Origin of the sequence: Microbispora sp. CSR-4 (genome assembly GCF_008033685.1) — a bacterium.
In the GTDB taxonomy this organism is placed as follows: domain Bacteria; phylum Actinomycetota; class Actinomycetes; order Streptosporangiales; family Streptosporangiaceae; genus Microbispora.
Map to the genome: position 1 here is coordinate 1 of NZ_VJVX01000085.1, position 19135 is coordinate 19135.

Here is a 19135-nt window from a genome sequence, read left to right on the forward strand (position 1 = left end):
GCGGTCGGCGGTCGGCGGTCGGCAGGCAGACGGCCGGGCGCTCGGCGATCTCCCGACACGCGACGTCGGGGGCGCTGTGCGCGGAGGACGTCGCGGTCGTGCGGGAGCACTGTGCCGGGCAGTCGGGTCGCGGGCGGGTGGGGAGGCGCGGGTTGCGGCGAAGTACGCCGCTGCGACGGGCCGGGACGCCTGGCCGGGCAGCCGGGTCGCGGACGGGCCAGGACGCCTGGCTGGGCAGCCGGGTCGCGGACGGGCCAGGACGCCTGGCCGGGCAGCCGGGTCGCGGACGGGCCGAGACGCCTGGCCGGAGAGTCGGGCGCGGGAGGGTCGGGACAGCTGGCACTGCGGTATCGGTCTCCGGTCAGGATTTTCGGCCCGGGGAGCGCAGCGTCGGATTCCGTGGTCACGCCTTCCTGACCCGGCACTGCAACGTCGAGCCTGTGGTCACGACGCGCTGACCGCTGACTTCTCACCCGCCGGGCCGGACCAGGCCGCTCTCGTTAGGCCAGGATGACGAGCTGCACCCGGTCGCGGACGTCCAGCTTGGCGATGGCCCTGGCGACATGGGTCTTGGCGGTCGGCGGGCTGATGACCAGGTGCTCGGCGATCTCGCCGTTGGACAGGCCGAACGCGACAAGCGGGGATCGTGGACAGTTTCCCACGCTCGTGACGTCGAGCCCGGCGGCGCGGGCGCGATCCTCGACCGAGCGCAGCAGGTCGCCCCGGCGGCGCGGCGTAGGCGAGACCGGCGGCGACGAGGGCCGCGAGCTGCATCCCCTCGTCAAGGGTCCCGTAGTCCCGCGGACGAGGTGCGGAACGTACGGGACCGGTTGACGCTCTTTTGGCTAACCGCTATCTATTGAGGGGTCGTAGAGGAGGGTGGCCCGTGCAGGACGTGGTGCTGGCGCTGCTGGCCAAGGAACCGTCGCACGGGTACGACCTGCGTCAACGGCTGGCGGCCGCGCTCGGACCGCTGGGAGACACGCTCAACGCGGGGCAGATCTATGTGACGCTCACGCGGCTGGAGAAGGCGGGCCTGGTCGTCCAGGACCGCGAGGACGCGCCGGTGCGCGGCCCGCGGCGCAAGGTGTACGCGCTGACCGCGGCCGGGCAGGAGCGGGTGGCCGCGTGGATGGCCGAGAGCACCGGGCCCAGAACGGACGTGACGGAGTTCCATCTGAAGCTGGTGGCCGCCGCGGAGTCGGGTCTGGCCGACCCGGTCGCGCTCGTGGACGCGCGGCGGCGGGAGCTGATGCGCAGCCTCGCCGAGGCCCAGCGCGCCGCCCTCGCTCACGACACGGATTCGGAGGCCGGGCTGCTTCTGGAGGGCATCGCGCTCCGATTGCAGGCCGACCTGCGCTGGTTGGAGGCGTGCGAGCGGACCTGGTCCGCCCGGCGCGGGGAGGGCGGAGGAAACGGATGAGAACAGTCGTGCCAAGGGTCAGGGGCCGGTCGTCGCGGAGTGACACGTGCGACAGCCCGCGCCCGGGACCGGCCGGCCGGCGGCCCGCCGAGGCCCCGGGACCGGCACTGCGGGCGGTCGGCCTGACCCGCGTGTACGGGCAGGACGAGAGCATGGTGTGGGCCGTCGACGGGGTCGACCTCGATGTTCCCGCCGGGCAGACGCTCGCCGTGACCGGGCCCAGCGGCTGCGGCAAGTCCACGTTGCTCCAGCTCCTCGGCGGGCTCGACCGGCCGACCGAGGGCGAGGTGTGGCTGGGCGGCATGCGCATCGACCACCTGAGCGAACGGGCGCTGGCCCGGCTGCGGCGCCGATCGGTGGGGTTCGTCTTCCAGGCCTATCACCTGATGTACGAGCTGAGCGCGGCGCAGAACGTCGAGCTGCCCGCGCTGCTCGCCGGCGCCTCGCCGCGGGCCGCCCGCCGCCGCGCCGAGGAACTGCTGCAGCAGGTCGGGCTCGCCGGCCGCGCCCGGCATCTGCCGTCCGAGCTGTCCGGGGGGCAGCGGCAGCGGGTCGCCGTCGCCCGTGCCCTGGCCAACGATCCGCTGGTCGTCCTCGCAGACGAGCCCACCGGCAACCTCGACAGCGCCGCGACCCACGACATTCTCCGGCTCTTCGACGAGCTGCGCGCCGCCGGTCAGACCCTGGTCATGGTCACCCATGACGAGCGCGTCGCCGCCACCGCCGACCGCGTGATCTCCATGCGGGACGGGACGCTGGCGGACGACACCCGCCTGGACGGCGACGGCCGCGGCATGCGGCACAGCCACCAAGGCACGGGGTCAGGCGGCACGGGGCTCGGCGCGCTGCTGCGCTGGGAGGACTGAGCATGGGACACCTGCTGCTGACCTGGCGCCTGATCCTGCACGACGTGCGCCGCCACCCCATCGAGGCCCTCGTGTTCCTGGTCGCCGTCACCCTCGCCATCGCCTCCCTGACCCTGGGGCTGACGGCCCGCACCGCCCTGGCCACGGCGTACCTGAAGACCCGCGCGGCCACCGCCGGTCCCGACATCACCGCCATCACGACCGACAGGGACCCGTCCGGCCTGGCAGGGCGCCTCGCGGACACGCCCGGCGTGGCCGCGCAGGCCGAGCCGATCTTCGCGTTCGACACCATGATCCGGGCGCACGGCCGGAGCGCGCGCTCCTCGGTCGAGGGACGGAACGGCGAACCGTCCGCCCTGGACCGGCCGCTGGTGACCGCCGGCACCTGGGTGCGTCCCGGCGGCGCGGTGGTCGAGCGCGGCTTCGCGCAGGCGCTCGGTGTGCGCGTCGGCGACCACGTCACCATCCGCGGACGCGGCTATCCGGTCGTCGGGATCGCGATCAGCGCGTCCACCCCCGTGTATCCGTGGAGCGACTGGGCCCAGGGGCCCGGGCCGTCCGACTACGGCGGCAGGATCTGGCTCACCACCGCCGACGCCCGCGCGGCGGCGGGCCACACCGCCGGTGTCCACCTGATCCATCTGAAGCTGACCGACCCCGCGGATCCCGGCCGGTGGAGCCGCACCGTGTTCACCGACGACCGCAGGGGCGACTCCTGGGTGAACACCCACAACTGGCAGACCGTCCTCCGCACGGACTCGGTCATGATCAGGAACATGCAGCCGGCCCTGGTCGTGGGCGGCTGGCTGCTCGCCGCGGCCGCGCTCGTCACCCTCGCCGCGCTCGCCACCGCACGCGCCGCCCGCGACACCCGGCGTGCCGCACTGCTCAAGGCCGTCGGCGCCGGCCCCGGCACGGTCACCGCCATCCTGCTGGCGCCGCACCTGCTGCTGACCTTCCTGTCCACCGCGCTCGGCCTCGCCGCCGGGACGCTGGCCGCGCCCCACCTGATCGATCCCAGCGCCGGGCTGCTCGACACCGCCGGGCCTCCGGACTCCGTCACCGTCTTCGCCGCGGTCTTCCTCGCCGTCGTGGTCGCCGTGACCGGTGCGCTCGGCCCCGCCGTACGCGCCGCCCGGGGCAGCACCGTCCAGAACCTGGCCGACCCGGCCCACACGCTCACGCGCCGTCCGCGCCTGAACGCCGTGACGGCCTACCTGCCCACCTCGCTGCTGCTCGGCGTACGGCTCCTGGCCCGCCGGCCCGGCCGCGCCGTCCTGGCCTCCGCCGGCACGGCCGCCACGACCGTCATGGTCACCGCGCTGCTCACCTTCCACGCCGAGCTCGACGCGACCCCCGCCGTCAGGCGGTTCGGCCCCCTCGAAGTGCGGACCGACCAGACCGGCCAGGTGCTGCTCGCCGTCACCTTCGCGCTGGTGGCGCTGTCCACGCTCAACACCGTGCTCCTCAGCTGGGGCACCGCCGTGCAGGCCCGGCGCGCCCTGACCATCACCCGTACGCTCGGCACCACCCCGGGCCAGATCGTCGCGGCGCACTGCGTCACGCAGCTCCTGCCCGCCGTGCCCGGGGTGGCGGCGGGCGTTCCGGCCGGGCTCGGCCTGTACTGGTTCTTCGCCACGTCGGTCACTCCCCCGGGGTCCTGGTTGCTGACCGCCGTGCTCGCCATCCTGCTGGCGGTCGCGGCGTTGACCGCGCTGCCCGCGTGGATCCACACCCGCGAGCCCGCGGGGCGCGTCCTCACCATGGAGACCGCGTGACGGCCCCCGGCCCGCCCGGCGGGCACCGCGGGTATATCCGCTAGCCTTAGATAGTACCGATCGGTTCGATCTAAGCGAGGACGGATGACCCCCGAGATCCCGGCGGCCAACGCCAATGTGACGTTCGACAGCGACGGCGAGACCCTGCTGGGCGTCCTGCATCTCCCGGCCGGGCCGGGACCGCATCCGGTCGTCGTGCTGCTGCACGGCTTCCCCGGGCACGAGCGCAACTTCGACCTGGCCCAGCACCTGCGCCGTGCCGGATACGCCGCCCTCGTCTTCCACTACCGCGGGTCCTGGGGCGTCGGCGGGTCCTGGTCGTGGACCACCTCGCTTGAGGACGCCGCCCGCGTCGTGGCGGCCGTACGCGAGCCGGGTTTCGCCGCCGCGCACCGCCTCGATCCGGACCGGCTGGCGCTGGCGGGGCACAGCTTCGGCGGCTTCGCCGCGCTGACGACCGCGGCGGGCGACCCGGGCGTCCGCGCCGTCGCGTCGGTGTCGGCGTTCGACTTCGGCTCCGTCGCGGCCGCCTGCCGGGAGGACGCGGCGCTGCGGGCGGCGTACGTCGAGGGGTTCGGCGACGACCTGCTTCCTCTGAAGGGCACCAGCGGCGCCGCGCTCGTGGACGAGATGATCGCGGCGGGCGAGGCGTGGCGCCTGTCCGCGCTCGCCCCGAAGCTCGCGGACCGGCCGGTCCTGCTCATCGGCACGGCCGGGCGCGACACCATCACCCCCGCCGCGCGGCACCACGATCCCGTGGTGGCCGCCTACACCGCTTATCCCGTGCCGCGCCTGGAGCACCACGTGTTCGACACCGATCACGCCCTCTCCGACCACCGCCTCGAACTCGCCGAGACCATCCGCGATTTCCTCGACCGGCACCTCGGCGGCTGATCACGCCGCCTGCTGCTCCCGCATGCCCCACGGGGTGCCGTACGCCGTGAGCAGGTCGAGGAACGGCCTGGGCGGCAGGGCTTCGGGGCCGAGGACACCGGCGCCGGACCAGACGCCGCCGGCCATCAGTTCGAGGGCGACGACCGGGTTGACCGCGGTCTGCCACACCACCGCCTGGGAGCCGTACTCACGCATGGACCACTGGTTGTCGACCACGTGGTAGAGGTAGACCTCGCGCGGGCCGCCGTCCTTGGTGCCCTTGACCCAGGTGCCGGCGCACGTCTTGCCGTGCATGCGGTCTCCCAGGCTCGCCGGGTCGGGCAGGCACGCGGCGACCACGTCGCGCGGGGACACCTCGACGACGGCGCCGCCCTCGGCGACGACGCGGACGGGCTCGGTGCGGTCGAGCCCCACCAGATGAAGGGTCCGCAGCGTGTCGATGAACCGCTCGCCCAGGCCGTATTTGAAGGTCACCCGCTCGGCGTCGATCCAGCGGGGCATGAGCAGGACCTCTTCGTGCTCGACGTTGACGCACTCGACCGGGCCGATGCCCTCGGGAAAGTCGAACACCTCCGGCTCGCTGAACGGCGGGGTGGTGAACCAGCCCCGGCCTGCCTCGTAGACGACCGGCGGGTTGAGGCACTCCTCGATGGTGGTCCAGATGCTGAACGAGGGCGCGAAGTCGTACCCCTCGACGGTGAGGTTCGCGCCGTCGCGTACGCCGATCTCCTCGATGTGGTCGAACAGCTCGTCGGCGGCGTATCGGGCGAAGACGTCCGACAGCCCCGGCTCCACCCCGATGCCGACCAGGGCCAGCCTGCCCGCCTTCTCCCATTCGGCCGCCATCTCGAACTGGGCGTCCCCCAGCTTGACCCCGCACGCCTCGTACGGACGCTCCGGGTGCGGCCGTGACAGCGACATCGCCATGTCGAGGTAGTGCGCCCCGGCAGACAGCGCCGTCCGGAACAGCGGCATCACGAACCGCGGGTCGGTGGCGTTGAGCAGGACGTCGCAGCGGTGCTCGGCCAGCAGCGCCGCCACCGCGGACTCGTCTCCCGCGTCCACCCGCCGGGCGGTGAACCGGGCGCCCGCCTCCCCCAGCGCGGCGACGGCCGCCTCCGCACGGGACAGGTCGTAGTCGGCGACGACCATGTGCTCGAAGAAGGACCGGCGGGCCGCGATCCGGGTGATCGCCGTACCGACGCCACCGGCGCCGACGAGCAGAACACGCATGACAAAGCTCCCTTTCAAGGACAAAGACCCCTTTGGTGCCCACGATCCAACGTCACCCCCGCATCGAACGTCAATGGTGTTGGCATAAGGTGGCCACCGAGGAAGGGAGCATCATGCCCAAGCCGGTGGTTTCCGAGTCGGCGCGCCGGCGGCGCCGCCCGACGAAGAACGGAGTCGTCCTCTCCGAGGACCTGATCGTGCGCACCGCCCTGCGCATGCTGCGCGAGCACGGCTCCGCCGGACTGTCCGTACGGCGGCTCGGCGTCGCCCTGGGCGCCGACCCGAGCACGCTCTACCGCTACTTCGCCGGCATCGACGACCTGACCCTGGCCATCGGCGACATGCTCATCGGCCGGGCCATGGACGGCTGGCAGGCCACCGGCGACTGGCGCGCCGACCTTCGCGAGCTGGGCCTGCGCATCCACGCGGCCTACCTCGAACACCCCCAGGCCGCGGTGCTGACCGCCAGCCGCATCAGCGGCAAGTCGCACGAGATCGCGGCGGACGAGGCGATCCTCGGGCTGCTGCGCGGCGCCGGTTTCCCCGACCGTGCGGCGGTCCGGGTCTACCACGCGTTCATCGACATGACGCTGGCCTTCGCCGCGCTTGACGCGGCGTCCCTCGCGCTGCCGGAGCGGGCCCGCCGGGCGGACGAGGAGATGTGGCAGGCGACCTACGCCCGCCTGTCCCCCGCCACCCATCCCAACATCGCGGCGGTGGCGCCCCTGCTGGTGGCCGACATGAACGACAGCGCCTACCCCGCCGCGCTCGACATGCTGCTCGCCAGCGCCGCGCACGAGAGCCACAGATGACGTCGGATGGCCGGGCCCGCCGTGCTCGCCTTGCGCCCACCGGCAGGTCCCCGAGAGGCCCACACCGTCAGCCGCCGACCTGGGAGTCCAGGGGAAGGCGGACCAGGAAACGGGCGCCTTGCGCGCTGTCCGCGATGGTCAGCGTGCCGTCATGGCGTTCGGCGATCAGCCGGGCGATGGGGAGGCCCAGGCCGATTCCCCCGGCGTCCCTGCTGCGCGCGCTGTCGAGCCGCGCGAAGCGCTGGAACACCATCTCGCGATGGTCGATGGCGATCCCGGCGCCGTCGTCGAGGATCTCCAGCTCCGCGACGCCCTTCGCGAAGCGCGGGCCGCCGTTCTCTCGCCGGAGCGTGACCGTGACGGTGGACGACGCGTAGCGCTGGGCGTTCTGGATCAGGTTGCAGATCAGCTGCCGCAACTGCAGCCGGTCGCCGTTGACGATCACTCCGGGCGTCACCTGGAGAACGACCCTCCTGTCGCCCTGGTGGCTCTTCAGCTCCAGGGCGACGAGCTCGGAGAGATCGACCGGGTGCCTTGCGTTCGGGACGCCGGCGTCGAACCGGGTGAGCGTCAGCAGGCCGGTGGTGATCGCCTGGAGACGCTCCACGCTCGGCAGGACGTCCTCGCACAGCGTTCTCAGGTCGACGTCCTCGGCCGCCAGGAGGGCGTCCTCCAGCTGGACGCGGATGGCGGTGATCGGGGTGCGGAGCTCGTGGGACGCGTCGGCGCAGAAGCGCCGCTGCTGTTCGAGCGTGTGCTCCAGCCGGTCCAGCGTCTCGTTCACGCTCCGGGCCAGCCGGTAGATCTCGTCCTTGACCTTGGGGACGGGGACCCGGCGGCCCGGGTTGGTGCTCTGGATGTGGTCGAGCTGGGCCCGGATGGCGTCCACGGGTCTGAGCGAGCTGGCGACGGTGTGCCGCGCCCCGTACGCGACCGCCCCGGTGAAAAGGACCGTTCCCGCGATCAACAGGGCCACCATGCCCGGATAGACGAAGAACGGCAGCGCCGGCGCGGCGCTGTACACGGTCCATTCGCCGTCGCGATACACCTGTTGCGCGACGACGACATGGCATCCGCCGGATGGAAAGACGGAATTGCAGACCACGGCGCTCGCCACCCGCCTGGGGCTTACCGGCGTGAAATGCGCCATGAGCGGCCGGTTCTGCAAATCGCGGGTAGCGGCGACCACTTGTCCCTGCGGATTGACCACCTGGACGGGCCGGATCAGGTTCGCCGAGATCGGCGGCAGCGGATTGTTGATGTGACCGTGGTCGACGTCGTACGCGGTCAGCTCGCCGACCGCCGTCACCTCTTTGGTGAGGTTCTCGGTGGCCATCTTGTTGAGGGCGAACAACAAGACGATGGAGAACACGATGCAGAGCAGGCTGACCACGATACTGACGAACACCGCCAGACGCGCCCGGATCGAACAGTTCTCTAACTTCATGATCACCCCGTTTCGGGCTGCCGGACTCGCGGCAGCCGCAGGACGAATCGCGCCCCGCCGGCTGTGCTTTCTTCGACGCTGAGGGTCCCCTGATGTGCCTTGGCGATGTCGCGGGCGATGGCCAGGCCCAGCCCGGTGCCGAGGCTGTCGAGCCTACGGGCGTCGTCCAACCGGGTGAAACGCTGGAACACCCGCTCACGGTCGGCCTCGGGAATCCCCGGCCCGTCGTCGCTGACCGCGATTTCGACCGCGGCGGGATCGACCCGTACCTCGACGCACACCACGCGCCGGGTGTGGCGCTGCGCGTTGTTCAGCAGGTTGGTGAGCAGCCGGCCGATCTGGCTCGGCACGGCGGTGACGATGGCCCCGTGGGTGATGCGCAGGCGCACCGGGCGCCGATCCGTACGCTGCGCGAGCTCGGCCTTGACCAGGGCCGCGAGGTCGACCTGCCGCCACTCGGCGGGTGCGCAGTTGGGCAGGCGAGCGAGGCACAAGATGTCGTCGGTGACCGTCTCGAGCCGGTCCACCTGGACCAGCGTCGTCTCGAGCAGCTCCGGCAACGGCACCCCTGCGGGATCCTGCTGCGCCGCTTCGAGCTGCACCCGCAGCCCGGCGATGGGCGTGCGCAGCTCGTGGGCGACGTCCGACGCGAACTGCCGCTGGCGGCGCGCGACGTCCTCGAGTTCCTCCTTGGCCCGCTGCACCCGCCCCAGAGCCTGGTTGATCGTCCGGCTCAACCGGGTGATCTCCTGCGCGCTCCTCGGCACCGAGATGCCCGCGCCCAGGTGGGCGAAGTCGATCCGGGACAGTTCGGCGCTCACCCCGTCCAGGGGGCGTAGCAGCCGTCCGCTCACCTTCCAGGCGATCCAGGCGTTCAGGGCGATCAGCTCGGTGGTCTCCAGCGACACGAGCAACGGGAGACGGGGCCGCGCGAGGCCCAGCAGCGACTGCCCCGCCTCGACGACCACCCGGAGCGCGGAGGGAAAGGCATCGGCGGGAAAGACAGCGGTGCACGTCGGCGTGGGCCGCGGGGCACCCGTGAGTGGTCCGGGGCTCCCCGCAGAGGTCCGGGACAGCGTCCCCCGTGCGGCGGACGAGGACCCCATGGAGCCTGCCATGACCAGGCGGGGGACCCGGCCGGCGCCGCCGGCGCCCCGTGCCACCACATCTGACACCGTGCCCCCTGGCACCGCGCTCCCTGACACCGGCGAGCGGCCCACGGTGTGGGACAGAGCGGTCGCGCACGGATCACACCGCCGTGGGACGGTCCTGGCTCTGGCCAGAACGTACATCCCCCCTCCCACGGGAAGGAGGGTGAGGAGCGTCATAGCGGTGGCCAGCACGGTCATCTGCCCTCGGATCGTGCGGGGCGCCCAGCGCCTCCACAGGTCCGGCCGCCGGTCCGGACGCCGGTGGTCGTTCCCGCGGTTCGCCGGGCCGGGTGACGACGCTCCGGCGTGACCGGAGGTCTCGTGCGCGTGCTCGGCGGAGGCGTGGCCTGCGGCGCCGGCCGCGGAGAGCCGGTGCTGCTGCCGGTCGGCTGTCGGGGGGCGGCGGGGAGCCCGCCTCCGGGATCCGTGTTCGCCGTTCTCCGCGCGAGAGGCGTTCGCGCGGTTCGCACCGTCGCCCGTCTCATGCGCGGGCCAGGCGACCATCGAAGACCGGCCGGTCAGCACGTGCGCGAAGACCTTTGCGGCGGCCATCCACGCGAGCAGTGTGAAGAGCGTGAACAGCAGCCACAGCAGTATCAGGAAATCACCGTTCTTCAGGTCCACCATCGCCACCCTTTCGAAATAGGAATTCGAGGGATGCCAGGCTCCTGAGAGGGCCGGGGGGCGTGGCGTGTCGTCCGCTGCACATGATTCTTCGGTACCGCTCAGTCGAGGAAGTGCTTGCGCGTCGGCTCATAGGCGAGAGCGAGCCGACCGATACGATCCTGAACCGCGGACGGGCTTCTTCGTATCGCACATGTGTGTAGGGTTACGCGCCTGCTCACCGCGCTGAGATCTACCATTCGGCCGCGTCCGGCCCCCGATGACGGCGAACCGCATGGGCCTGTTGCGACGTCCTGTACGCCGGGTGTCTTATGGCTTCATGGGTAAGTTATCCCGGAATGTCCTGGATACGAGGTATAGGCCCAGTTCCCGGGAGACGTCCTGGCCCGGGTGGCGCGGCCGTGCCCGGGAGTGGGATCTCGTCGCCGACCGGCTCCGGGCGGCACGTGTGGGCGGGGGCGGCGTTCTGCTGGTCGAGGGCCAGCCGGGCGTCGGCAAGAGCCGCCTGCTCGACGTGGCCGCCATCACCGCGGGCAGGTGGGGATTCCGGGTGGTCCGCGGCGTCGCGGACGAGCTGACGCAGTTGATGCCGCTGGCCCCGCTGACCTCGGCGCTCGGGGAGATCTTCCTTCCCACCGGCGACGGCGGCGGCGTGTCCGGCCCGGCCGACCGGCGGCTGCAGTTGCTCGAGCAGCTGCAGGAACCGCTGGAGGCGCTGGTGGCGCACGGGCCCGTGCTGCTCACCCTGGACGACCTGCAGTGGACCGACCACATGACCATGCTGGCGGTGCGGTCGCTGACCCTGGACTTCGCCTCCTCCCCGCTCGTCTGGATGCTGGCCCGTACGACCGGCGGCGGCGACATCCCCTGGCTCGACCGCGTGTTCAACGCGCTGGAGCGCGAGGGCGCGGTGCGGGTCCGGCTGGGGGCCCTGGACGACACGGCGGTGGCCGAGGTGGTCGCCGACGTCCTCGGGGCGGAGCCCGATCCGGACGTGCTGGCCCTGGCCGGCATAGCGGACGCCAATCCCTTCCTGCTCGTCCACCTCATCGAGAAGCTCGAGCGCGAGGGCGGGTTCCGCACCGCCGACGGCCGCGTGCGGCTGGCGTCGGCGCGGCTGCCGTCGGCTCGGGCGGTCACCCGGGAACGCCTGGAGGAGCTGTCCCAGCCGACCAGGCACATGCTCCAGGTCGCCGGAATCCTGGGCCGTTCGTTCTCCGTGACGGACCTGGCCGAGATGCTCGGCGAATCGACGGGCGATCTGCTGCCCATGCTGGAGGAGGCGATGTCGGCGGGCATCGTCGGATCCGCCGGGCACGAGCTGGCCTTCCGGCACGACCTCCTGTGGGAGGCGGCGACGGAGGGCCTGTCGACCGCCGTCCGGCAGGCCCTGCACCGCGAGGCGGGAGAGATGCTGCTCAAACGCGGCGGATCGGCCGTTCCCGCCGCCGCGCACCTCATCCACAGCGCCGGCCCCGGTGACGTGTGCGCTCTGCTCGCGCTGGACCAGGCGGCGCGGGAGGTGCTGCGGTCCTCGCCGCATGCCGCCGCCGATCTCGCCACCCGGGCGCTGGAGCTGACCGATGCCACCGATCCCGAATGGGTGAGCCGGGCCACCGTCGTGGTCGACGCCCTGACGGCCATCGGGCGGCTGGGCGAGGCCGCCGACCTCGCCCGCCGCGCGCTCGCCAGGGCTCCCTCCGCGCTGGCGCATCGCCTGCGCTGCGCGCTGGCGTACATCCTGCTGCTGAGCGGCCGTCCGGCCGACGCCGTGTCCCAGGCCGAGGGGCTGCTCCGCGAGGAGGACATCTCCCGTGACCTTCGCGACGTCGCCGAGTGGACGGTCTTCTGGGGGCTCATCACCCTGAACGACGTCGCGGAGGGACAACGGCGGGCCGAGGCCGTCCTCTCCGACCGGGACGGGCATTCCGACACGGCGGTGGTGGGCGCCCTGCTGATGCTCTCCCGATGCGCCATGATCGACGGCCGGGTCGACGACTCGTTCAGGCATCTGGACGAGGCCCTGCGGATCGGCAACCGCGGCGCCGTGGAGGCCGTCCAGCGACCGTACACCCGCCTGCTGCTGGGTCATCTTCACCGGTGCCTGTGTCAGTTCGACGCGGCCGACCTGGCCATCCGGGCGGCCGAGGAGGAGATCGAGACCCTCGGCGTCACCGTGCTGGCCGCGCAGCCCTCGCTCTTCCGCGCCCGCGTCAAACTGGCCGCCGCCCGCCTCGACGACGCCGTCGCAGAGGCCGAGGCCGGAATGACGATCGCGGACGAGATGGGCACGCACGGGTTCATCCGCGTGGGGCTGTCGATCCTCGCGTACATCGCCGTACGGCGCGGCGACATAAACGCCGCGGTCCGGTACATCAAGAGGTACGCGTGCGAGCCCGGCACCGCCGGGATGCTCTTCGGATCGGCCTGGGAAAGGTGGGTGGAGGCCGTGATCGCCGAGAGCCAGGGCGATCTCGATCGGGCCGTGGACATTCTCCGCGGCACCTACACCGACGCCGACCAGCAACGACGCACGCTCATGACGGCCCCCCTCGCGGCCGTCTTCATGACCCGGCTGGCGCTGGACACGAGAAACCGGGCGTACGCGCAGACCATCGTCGACACGGCCGACCACCTCGCACGGAGGAACCCCGGCTATCCCATCTTCGCCGCCGCGGCCGCGCACGCTCGCGGTCTTCTGCACGCCGACCCCGCCGACCTCGCCTTCGCCGCCGCCAACCACCCGCAAACGTGGGAGCGCGCCTCGGCCGCCGAGGACCTCGGAGTCCTGCTCATGAAGACCGGCGCCTCCGCCGACCGCGAGCGGGCCATCAACAGCCTCGACCAGGCGCACGACGGCTACCAGCGGATCGGCGCCCTCCGGGGCGCGGCCCGCGTGCGGGCGCGCCTGCGGGCGCTGGGCGTCCGGCGCCGTCACTGGGTCCAGTCGCACCAGGAGGAGTTCGGCTGGAACAGCCTCACCGACACCGAACGCGCGGTGGCGGAGCTGATCGCCCAGGGGTTGACCAACCGTCAGGCCGCCGCCCGGATGTTCCTGTCTCCGCATACGGTCTCGGCCCATCTTCGCCGGATCTTCGCCAAGCTCGACATCGCGTCCCGGGCCGAGCTCGCCCGCATCTTCGCCGAGGAGCGCCCGGACCACGACGCGTAGCCCGCGTCCCCGCCCGCTCCCCCCGCCCGCTCCCCCCGCCCGCTCCCCCCGCCCGGTCACCCGTCCGTACGGCCGGGTCCGAAGGGGCGGTCGCCGCGGAGGGTGATGCGGTGCATCACGCGGTGCGCGTCGCCGTAGTCGCGGTTGGCGTAGTGGGCGGTGCTCCGGTTGTCCCACATGGCGACGTCGCCGATCCTCCAGCGGTGGCGCACGATGTGCTCGGGCTTGGTGAGGTGGGCGTACAGCAGGTCGAGAACGGCCCGGCTCTCCGCCTCGGACAGGCCGACGATGTGGGAGGTGAACCCGGGGTTGACGAAGATCCCCTTGCGGCCGGTCTCGGGGTGGACGCGTACCACGGGGTGCTCCACCGGCTCCAGCCGGGTGACGAGCTCGCCGTCCCAGACGTTGCCCTTGCCGCCGCGGCGCTGGGCGAGGTAGTAACCGAACTCGCGGTTGCCGTCGTGGACCGCGGTGAGCCGGTCGGCCAGTTCCTTCACGGGTTCCGACAGGGAGTCGTACGCGAGCTGGGCGTCGGCCCAGCTCGTGTCGCCGCCGGTGGGCGGGAGGACCACGGCGCGCAGGATGGAGCCGAGCGGCGGACGGGGCATGAACGTGACGTCGGTGTGCCAGACGTCGGCGAAGCCGTTGTCGGCGCTGTCGAGCGCGTAGATCTCCGGATGCGCCTCGTCGACGCCTCCGACCACCGGGTGGGAGGCGGTCAGCTCGCCGAGACGGCGGCCGAGAGCCACCTGCCCGTCGTCGTCCAGGCGCTGATCGCGGAAGAAGAGCACCTTCCGATCGACCAGGGCGGCACGCACCGCGGCCAGTTCCTCGTCGGTGGCGGTCGCCAGGTCCAGTCCCTCGACCTCCGCGCCGAAGTGGGGTCCGAGAGGCCGCAGGGTCAGCCGCTCGGCGGTCGGTGTGGTCATCTCACTGTCCTCCTCGTTGGTGCGGCGCTTTCACGCGGCCGCGGCGCGTACGGCGTGGCCGACCTCGGCGCGGAGCGCGGCGTACTCGGGAAGGGCGCGTAGTTCGTCCGGTTCCACCCCGGTGCGCGGAAGGGTGACGTCAAGGTCCAGCGCGATCCGGCCCGGCCGGCGGGTGAGCACGACGACGCGGCTGCCGAGGAACACGGCCTCCTCGACGCTGTGGGTGACGAACACCGACGTCCGGCCGGTCTGCGCGCTCACCCGGCGCAGGTCCTCCTGCAGGCGCTCGCGGGTGAGCGCGTCCAGGGCGGCGAACGGCTCGTCGAGCAGCAGCAGCGGGTCGTCGCCCGCGAGCGCCCTGGCGATCGCCACGCGCTGCTGCTGCCCCCCGGAGATCTGCCAGATCCTCCGGTCGGCCACATCGTGCAGGCCGACCCGTTCCAGCAGTTCGGGCACCCGGCGGGCACGTTCCGCACGGGGCACTCCGGCGTAGCGCAGGGCCAGCTCGACGTTGCCGCCCACGGTCTTCCACGGAAACAGGCGGGGCTGCTGGAAGACGATCCCGGCGCCTGCGCCCGGGACCGGCTCGGCGCCACCGGTCCGTACGGTGCCGGAGGTCGGCCGCTCGAAGCCCGCGACGAGGCGCAGCAGCGTACTCTTGCCGCATCCGGACGCCCCGACGAGCACGAGGAAGGCGCCGGGAGGGATGGTCAGGGAGATCGGCCCCAGGGCGGCGACCGGACCTCCCGGGCCGCCGTAGACGTGTTCGACCTCGTGCAGGTGGACGGCGGCGGCCTCCTCGCCCGTCCCGGCCGGGGCGGCGGCCGCCTCAGGGCGCGAGGACATCGGGAAGCCCCTTGGTGTAGATCGCCCGTTCAACCGTGGCGAGGTCGGGCACCGCGTCGATCTTCTGCTGGTCCTTGAGGAACTGCGCCGCGCTCACCAGGTTCTGCGCCAGGCCGCCGACCTTGTCCGGCGTGCCGAGCCACTCCGGCGAGGACAGGTCGGCCGGCCTGAGGAAGACGCCCTGGCTGAGCTGCTCCTTGGCCGCGTCCTTGCCGATGTTGAGCTCCGCGCCCACCGCCTGGGCCGCGGCGTCGGGGTCGTCCGCGATCAGGTCGAGCGCCCTGGCCTCGGCCTTGCGCCAGGCGTCCACCACGTCGGGGTGCGCCTGGACGAACGCGGTGGACACCACGCCCAGGTCGAGGGTCGGCTTGCCCGCCGTCGCCAGCTCCCGGCTGCTGATGATCGTCTTGCCGGTCTTCTTGATCTCGTCGAGCGTGGGCAGCCAGACGTAGGCGGCGTCGATATCGCCGCGGGTCCAGGACGCCAGGATGTCCTGCGGCTCCAGGTCGACGATGTTCACCTCGGACTCCCGCACCCCGGCCTTGTCGAGCGCGGCGAGCAGGCTGTAGTGGGACGTCGAGGCGAACGGCGTCGCCACCTTCCTGCCGCGCAGGCCCTCCACGGACGAGATGCCGGTGCCGTCGCGGGCGACCAGCGCCTCGTTGTCACCGGCCACGTCGAGCACGAACGCCACCTGGTAGGGGATGTTGAGCGGCGCGGACAGCCCGCGCGCGACCGGGCTCGACCCGATGGCCGCGATGTCCACGCTCTTGGCCACGAAGGCCGTGTTGATGCTCGCGCCGGAGTCGAACTTGGTCCACTTGACGGTGTAGCCGGGCAGCGCCTGCTCCAGCCACCCCTTGTTCTTCACGATGAGGTCCCCGCTGGGGAACGCCTGATAGGCGATGCGGATGGTGCGGTCCGCCGCGTCGCCGCCGCCTCCGCTCGTGCCGGAGGCCGCGCCGTCGCCGCACGCGGCGAGGACGGCGGCCGTCGCGGCGGCCAGGGCGACGGAGAGCAGGCGCGTGAGGCGTGGTCGTGACATGGCGGAGGGTTCCTTCTGCGGTGGGAGGGAGGCGGTGGAAGGGAGGCGGTGGAAGGGAGGCGGTGGAAGGGAGTGCGGTTGGAGGGAGATCGACGGTGCCGGACAGGGGCTCAGACGCGGCCGCGCCAGGGGATGAGCCGGTTCTCCGCGACGCGCAACAGGCCGTCGATCAGCAGCCCGGACAGGCCGATCGCGAGCAGCCCGAGCACCACGACGTCGGTCTGCAGGTAGCGCTGGGCGTCGCGGACCATCCCCCCGATGCCCGGCACGCCGTTGACGGTCTCCGCCGCGACGACCGAGGAGTACGCGACCCCGACGGCCAGCCGGACACCGGTGAAGATCTCCGGCAGCGCGGCCGGCAGCACCACGTCCTTGATCACGTCCCGTCGTGACGCGCCCAGCGCCCGGGCCGCCTCCACCAGGCCGGTCGGCGCGCCGTGGACGGCCGCGGCGGTGGCCACGGCGACCGGCGGGAGCGCGGCGATGGCGAGCAGCCACAGCTTGGGCGTCTCGTCGATGCCGAACCAGATGATCAGCAGGCTGAAGTACGCCAGCGGAGGCAGTGCCCGTACGAACGTCACGACCGGCTCGGCCACGAGGCGGATCCACGGCACGGTGCCCAGGACGACGCCGAGGGCGAGCCCGGCCACCACGCCGAGCGCCGAGCCGATGAGGATGCGGCGCAGGCTGATCGCCAGATGCTCGACGAGCAGGTGACCGCTGTAGCCGCGGACGCCATCGTGCGTGGTGGACAGCAGGACGAGCTGGTCCCACACGGCCCGGGGCGCGGGGACGAACGACGGATTGCCCGCCGCGACCGCCGCCAGCTGCCACAACGCGAGCAGTGCGAGCAGCGACAGCACCCGCACGCCGATCCGGCGGGCGCTGCGCCCTCGCCGGCCCGGACCGGAGACGGCGGGCGCCCCTTCGACAGGCGCCCCTTCGACAGGCGCTGCCTCGCCGGGCGCTCCCTCGCCGGGAAGGAGCGAACGGGGAGCCGCCGAGGGGGATCTGGAGGGGGCTCTTGAGGGGGATGACGTCACAGTGGTCGCTCCGTGGGGAGGGCGCCGCACCGCCGGGAGGCGAGGCGGGCACGGCGCGGCGACGGAAGGGGGCGTCCGGTGAGGGTGACCACGCCGGACGGGGCCCGTACGGGGGACCGGACGGGGAGCACGGTTCAGGAGCGACAGGCCGAGCCGTTCAGACGGCACAGGTCGACGTGCCGACGCCGGACCAACCACGATGCCGTAAACACAGATATTTCCTACCAAATTTGTAGGGTGATGGCAATCACCGCACGGTGGCGCCGCGCTGCCGGCTCACGGGGTGGAGTAGGGTCGCCGGGTGCCTGACCCGATCTTCGCTCACCCACGTCTGGCCGCCGTTTACGACGCGTTCGACGGAGACCGCGACGATCTCGACGTCTATCTCGCCGTCGCCGGCGAGCTGGGCGCGGAGCGCGTGCTCGACGTCGGCTGCGGCACGGGATCCCTGGCGGTCCTGCTGGCGGACAGCGGACGCACGGTCATGGGCGTCGATCCCGCCGAGGCGTCGCTGCGGATCGCCAGGTCGAAGGACCGGGCCGGAAGGATCACCTGGATCCATGGCGACGCCACCACGGTCCCGGCGTTCGACGCCGACCTCGCGGTGATGACGGGCAACGTGGCGCAGGTCTTCCTCGCCGACGACGACTGGACGCGGACGTTGCGGGGCGTCCACGGCGCGCTCCGCCCGCGGGGATATCTCGTGTTCGAGACCAGGCGGCCCGGACGCCGGGCATGGGAGGACTGGGCCGCCGGCGCCGGTCCGGTCGTCCTCGACCTTCCGGAGACCGGGCCCGTGGAGCAGCGCCTCGACGTCACCGACGTGAGCCTGCCGCTGGTGTCGTTCCGCTACACCTACACCTTCCTGGCCGACGGCGAGGTGATCACGTCGCACTCGACCCTCCGGTTCCGCGACCGGGACGAGGTGGAGACGAGCCTGGCCGCGAACGGCTACCGCGTGCTGGACGTGCGGGACGCCCCCGACCGCCCGGGCCGCGAGTTCGTGTTCGTGGCGCAGCGCACGACCTGAAGCGGCGCACGATCTGAAGCAGCGCACGACCTGAAGCAGCGCACGATCTGAAGCAGCGCACAACGTGAAGCGGCGCCAGACCTGAAGCGGCGCGCGCCGGGGGCGTTACAACCCGAAGCGCCGCAGGGCCCGCCGATAAATGGTGGAAACGGCCGCACTTTTCTGCAGTCACAAACTACACATTACTCAATTCATCGGGCATATCCGAATAAAAATCCGGGACGAATCGCCCCGCACAGAGGGCCTCCCACCGGCACAGAGTGGCCGATTGTGGCCAACCGGGAACTTGCCGTAAGCGGGTCTATTTACATCTATTCATTGACCGGTCACCATATGTCCGTGGCCACACCCCCTCGCTGATCAGCGCCGAACAGATCAGCGAGGTCGTCAACTCATGTAATTCGGCATCAACTCGCGCCGGCAGCCGAATTCCCCATGACATAACGCCACACCAGAAGGAACGACACCGTGATAATGACGCGACGATTACGGGCCGCCGTGTGCGCGGCCGCGGCCGCTGCGACGCTGGTCGCCGGGGTGGGGACGGCGTACGCCGCGCCCGGGGTCACCCCCGCGGACGTGACGCTCGACCTGGCCCGCGGCGAATCGAAGACGATCGACAAAACCGTCTCCACTCCGGTCGTCCCGCCCAAGCCGGATATCGCTTTCCTGATCGACACGACAGGCAGCATGGGCGGGGTCATATCCAACGTGCGGACCAACGCGAACGCCATTTTCTCCAATGAGCCAATTTCATCCTCGGGAGGCGTGTGCTACCCGATGGTTCTGAAGGACCGCGATGGCTTTGACCAGGTGGCCGGTCTTGCTCGGGCTACATCGCA

General features: G+C 72.0%; 16 protein-coding genes and 1 pseudogene. 8 read left to right on the forward strand and 9 right to left on the reverse strand.

What is annotated here, in order from left to right:
- Nucleotides 1-469 precede the first annotated feature (469 nt).
- A pseudogene (locus FLV34_RS42960) lies at nt 470-638 on the reverse strand (response regulator transcription factor); the annotation flags it as partial.
- Nucleotides 639-886: 248 nt separating this feature from the next.
- On the opposite strand from FLV34_RS42960, the gene FLV34_RS36745 reads away from it, so the two are divergent.
- The 4 genes from FLV34_RS36745 to FLV34_RS36760 all read left to right on the forward strand — a co-directional run bounded on the left by FLV34_RS36745 (nt 887) and on the right by FLV34_RS36760 (nt 4961).
- Nucleotides 887-1423, forward strand: coding sequence for a PadR family transcriptional regulator (locus tag FLV34_RS36745; RefSeq protein WP_142645249.1), 537 nt, complete (start codon nt 887-889; stop codon nt 1421-1423).
- Between the two features lie 152 nt (nt 1424-1575).
- The gene (locus tag FLV34_RS36750; protein ID WP_240970916.1) at nt 1576-2289 is read left to right on the forward strand and encodes an ABC transporter ATP-binding protein; all 714 of its coding nucleotides are present in this window, start codon (nt 1576-1578) and stop codon (nt 2287-2289) included.
- Nucleotides 2290-2291: 2 nt separating this feature from the next.
- The gene (locus FLV34_RS36755; protein ID WP_147945321.1) at nt 2292-4067 is read left to right on the forward strand and encodes an FtsX-like permease family protein; all 1776 of its coding nucleotides are present in this window, start codon (nt 2292-2294) and stop codon (nt 4065-4067) included.
- Between the two features lie 84 nt (nt 4068-4151).
- Nucleotides 4152-4961, forward strand: a complete 810-nt coding sequence (locus FLV34_RS36760; RefSeq protein WP_147945322.1) for a S9 family peptidase — start codon at nt 4152-4154, stop codon at nt 4959-4961.
- On the opposite strand, the gene FLV34_RS36765 is transcribed toward FLV34_RS36760, so the two are convergent.
- On the reverse strand, nt 4962-6194 hold the full coding sequence (locus FLV34_RS36765; RefSeq protein ID WP_142645253.1) for a saccharopine dehydrogenase family protein: 1233 nt from the start codon (nt 6192-6194) through the stop codon (nt 4962-4964).
- A gap of 113 nt (nt 6195-6307) precedes the next feature.
- Between FLV34_RS36765 and FLV34_RS36770 the strand changes: the two genes are divergently transcribed.
- The gene (locus FLV34_RS36770) at nt 6308-7006 is read left to right on the forward strand and encodes a TetR/AcrR family transcriptional regulator (RefSeq protein WP_142645254.1); all 699 of its coding nucleotides are present in this window, start codon (nt 6308-6310) and stop codon (nt 7004-7006) included.
- Between the two features lie 67 nt (nt 7007-7073).
- Here the strand turns inward: FLV34_RS36770 and FLV34_RS36775 are convergent, their stop codons facing one another.
- Both FLV34_RS36775 and FLV34_RS41980 read right to left on the reverse strand, forming a co-directional pair.
- Nucleotides 7074-8453 (reverse strand): cell wall metabolism sensor histidine kinase WalK, encoded by a 1380-nt coding sequence (locus tag FLV34_RS36775; RefSeq protein WP_147945323.1) that lies wholly within the window; start codon nt 8451-8453, stop codon nt 7074-7076.
- Nucleotides 8454-8455: 2 nt separating this feature from the next.
- Nucleotides 8456-9421: a cell wall metabolism sensor histidine kinase WalK gene (locus FLV34_RS41980; protein WP_222709762.1), complete on the reverse strand. Its 966-nt coding sequence runs from the start codon at nt 9419-9421 to the stop codon at nt 8456-8458.
- 1126 nt (nt 9422-10547) lie between these two features.
- On the opposite strand from FLV34_RS41980, the gene FLV34_RS36785 reads away from it, so the two are divergent.
- Nucleotides 10548-13400 (forward strand): AAA family ATPase, encoded by a 2853-nt coding sequence (locus FLV34_RS36785; protein WP_187280829.1) that lies wholly within the window; start codon nt 10548-10550, stop codon nt 13398-13400.
- 56 nt (nt 13401-13456) lie between these two features.
- Here the strand turns inward: FLV34_RS36785 and FLV34_RS36790 are convergent, their stop codons facing one another.
- The 5 genes from FLV34_RS36790 to FLV34_RS43510 form a co-directional block, all read right to left on the reverse strand.
- Entirely contained in the window at nt 13457-14329 is an 873-nt protein-coding gene (locus FLV34_RS36790; protein WP_142645258.1) for a TauD/TfdA family dioxygenase, read from the reverse strand.
- A gap of 30 nt (nt 14330-14359) precedes the next feature.
- Nucleotides 14360-15175, reverse strand: a complete 816-nt coding sequence (locus tag FLV34_RS36795) for an ABC transporter ATP-binding protein (protein WP_142645259.1) — start codon at nt 15173-15175, stop codon at nt 14360-14362.
- Nucleotides 15159-16220, reverse strand: a complete 1062-nt coding sequence (locus FLV34_RS36800) for an ABC transporter substrate-binding protein (RefSeq protein WP_142645260.1) — start codon at nt 16218-16220, stop codon at nt 15159-15161. The genes FLV34_RS36795 and FLV34_RS36800 overlap by 17 nt, the downstream gene beginning before the upstream one ends.
- Before the next feature lie 110 nt (nt 16221-16330).
- On the reverse strand, nt 16331-17089 hold the full coding sequence (locus tag FLV34_RS36805; RefSeq protein WP_261986039.1) for an ABC transporter permease: 759 nt from the start codon (nt 17087-17089) through the stop codon (nt 16331-16333).
- Between the two features lie 308 nt (nt 17090-17397).
- Nucleotides 17398-17475, reverse strand: a complete 78-nt coding sequence (locus FLV34_RS43510; protein WP_352239660.1) for a putative leader peptide — start codon at nt 17473-17475, stop codon at nt 17398-17400.
- An 89-nt stretch (nt 17476-17564) separates the two neighbouring features.
- Here FLV34_RS43510 and FLV34_RS36810 point away from each other — a divergent pair, with 89 nt between their 5' ends.
- Complete coding sequence (locus tag FLV34_RS36810) at nt 17565-18293, forward strand: class I SAM-dependent methyltransferase (RefSeq protein ID WP_147945326.1); 729 nt, start codon at nt 17565-17567, stop codon at nt 18291-18293.
- 579 nt (nt 18294-18872) lie between these two features.
- The coding region (locus FLV34_RS36815; RefSeq protein ID WP_222709763.1) for a hypothetical protein at nt 18873-19135 on the forward strand (263 nt) is incomplete at its 3' end.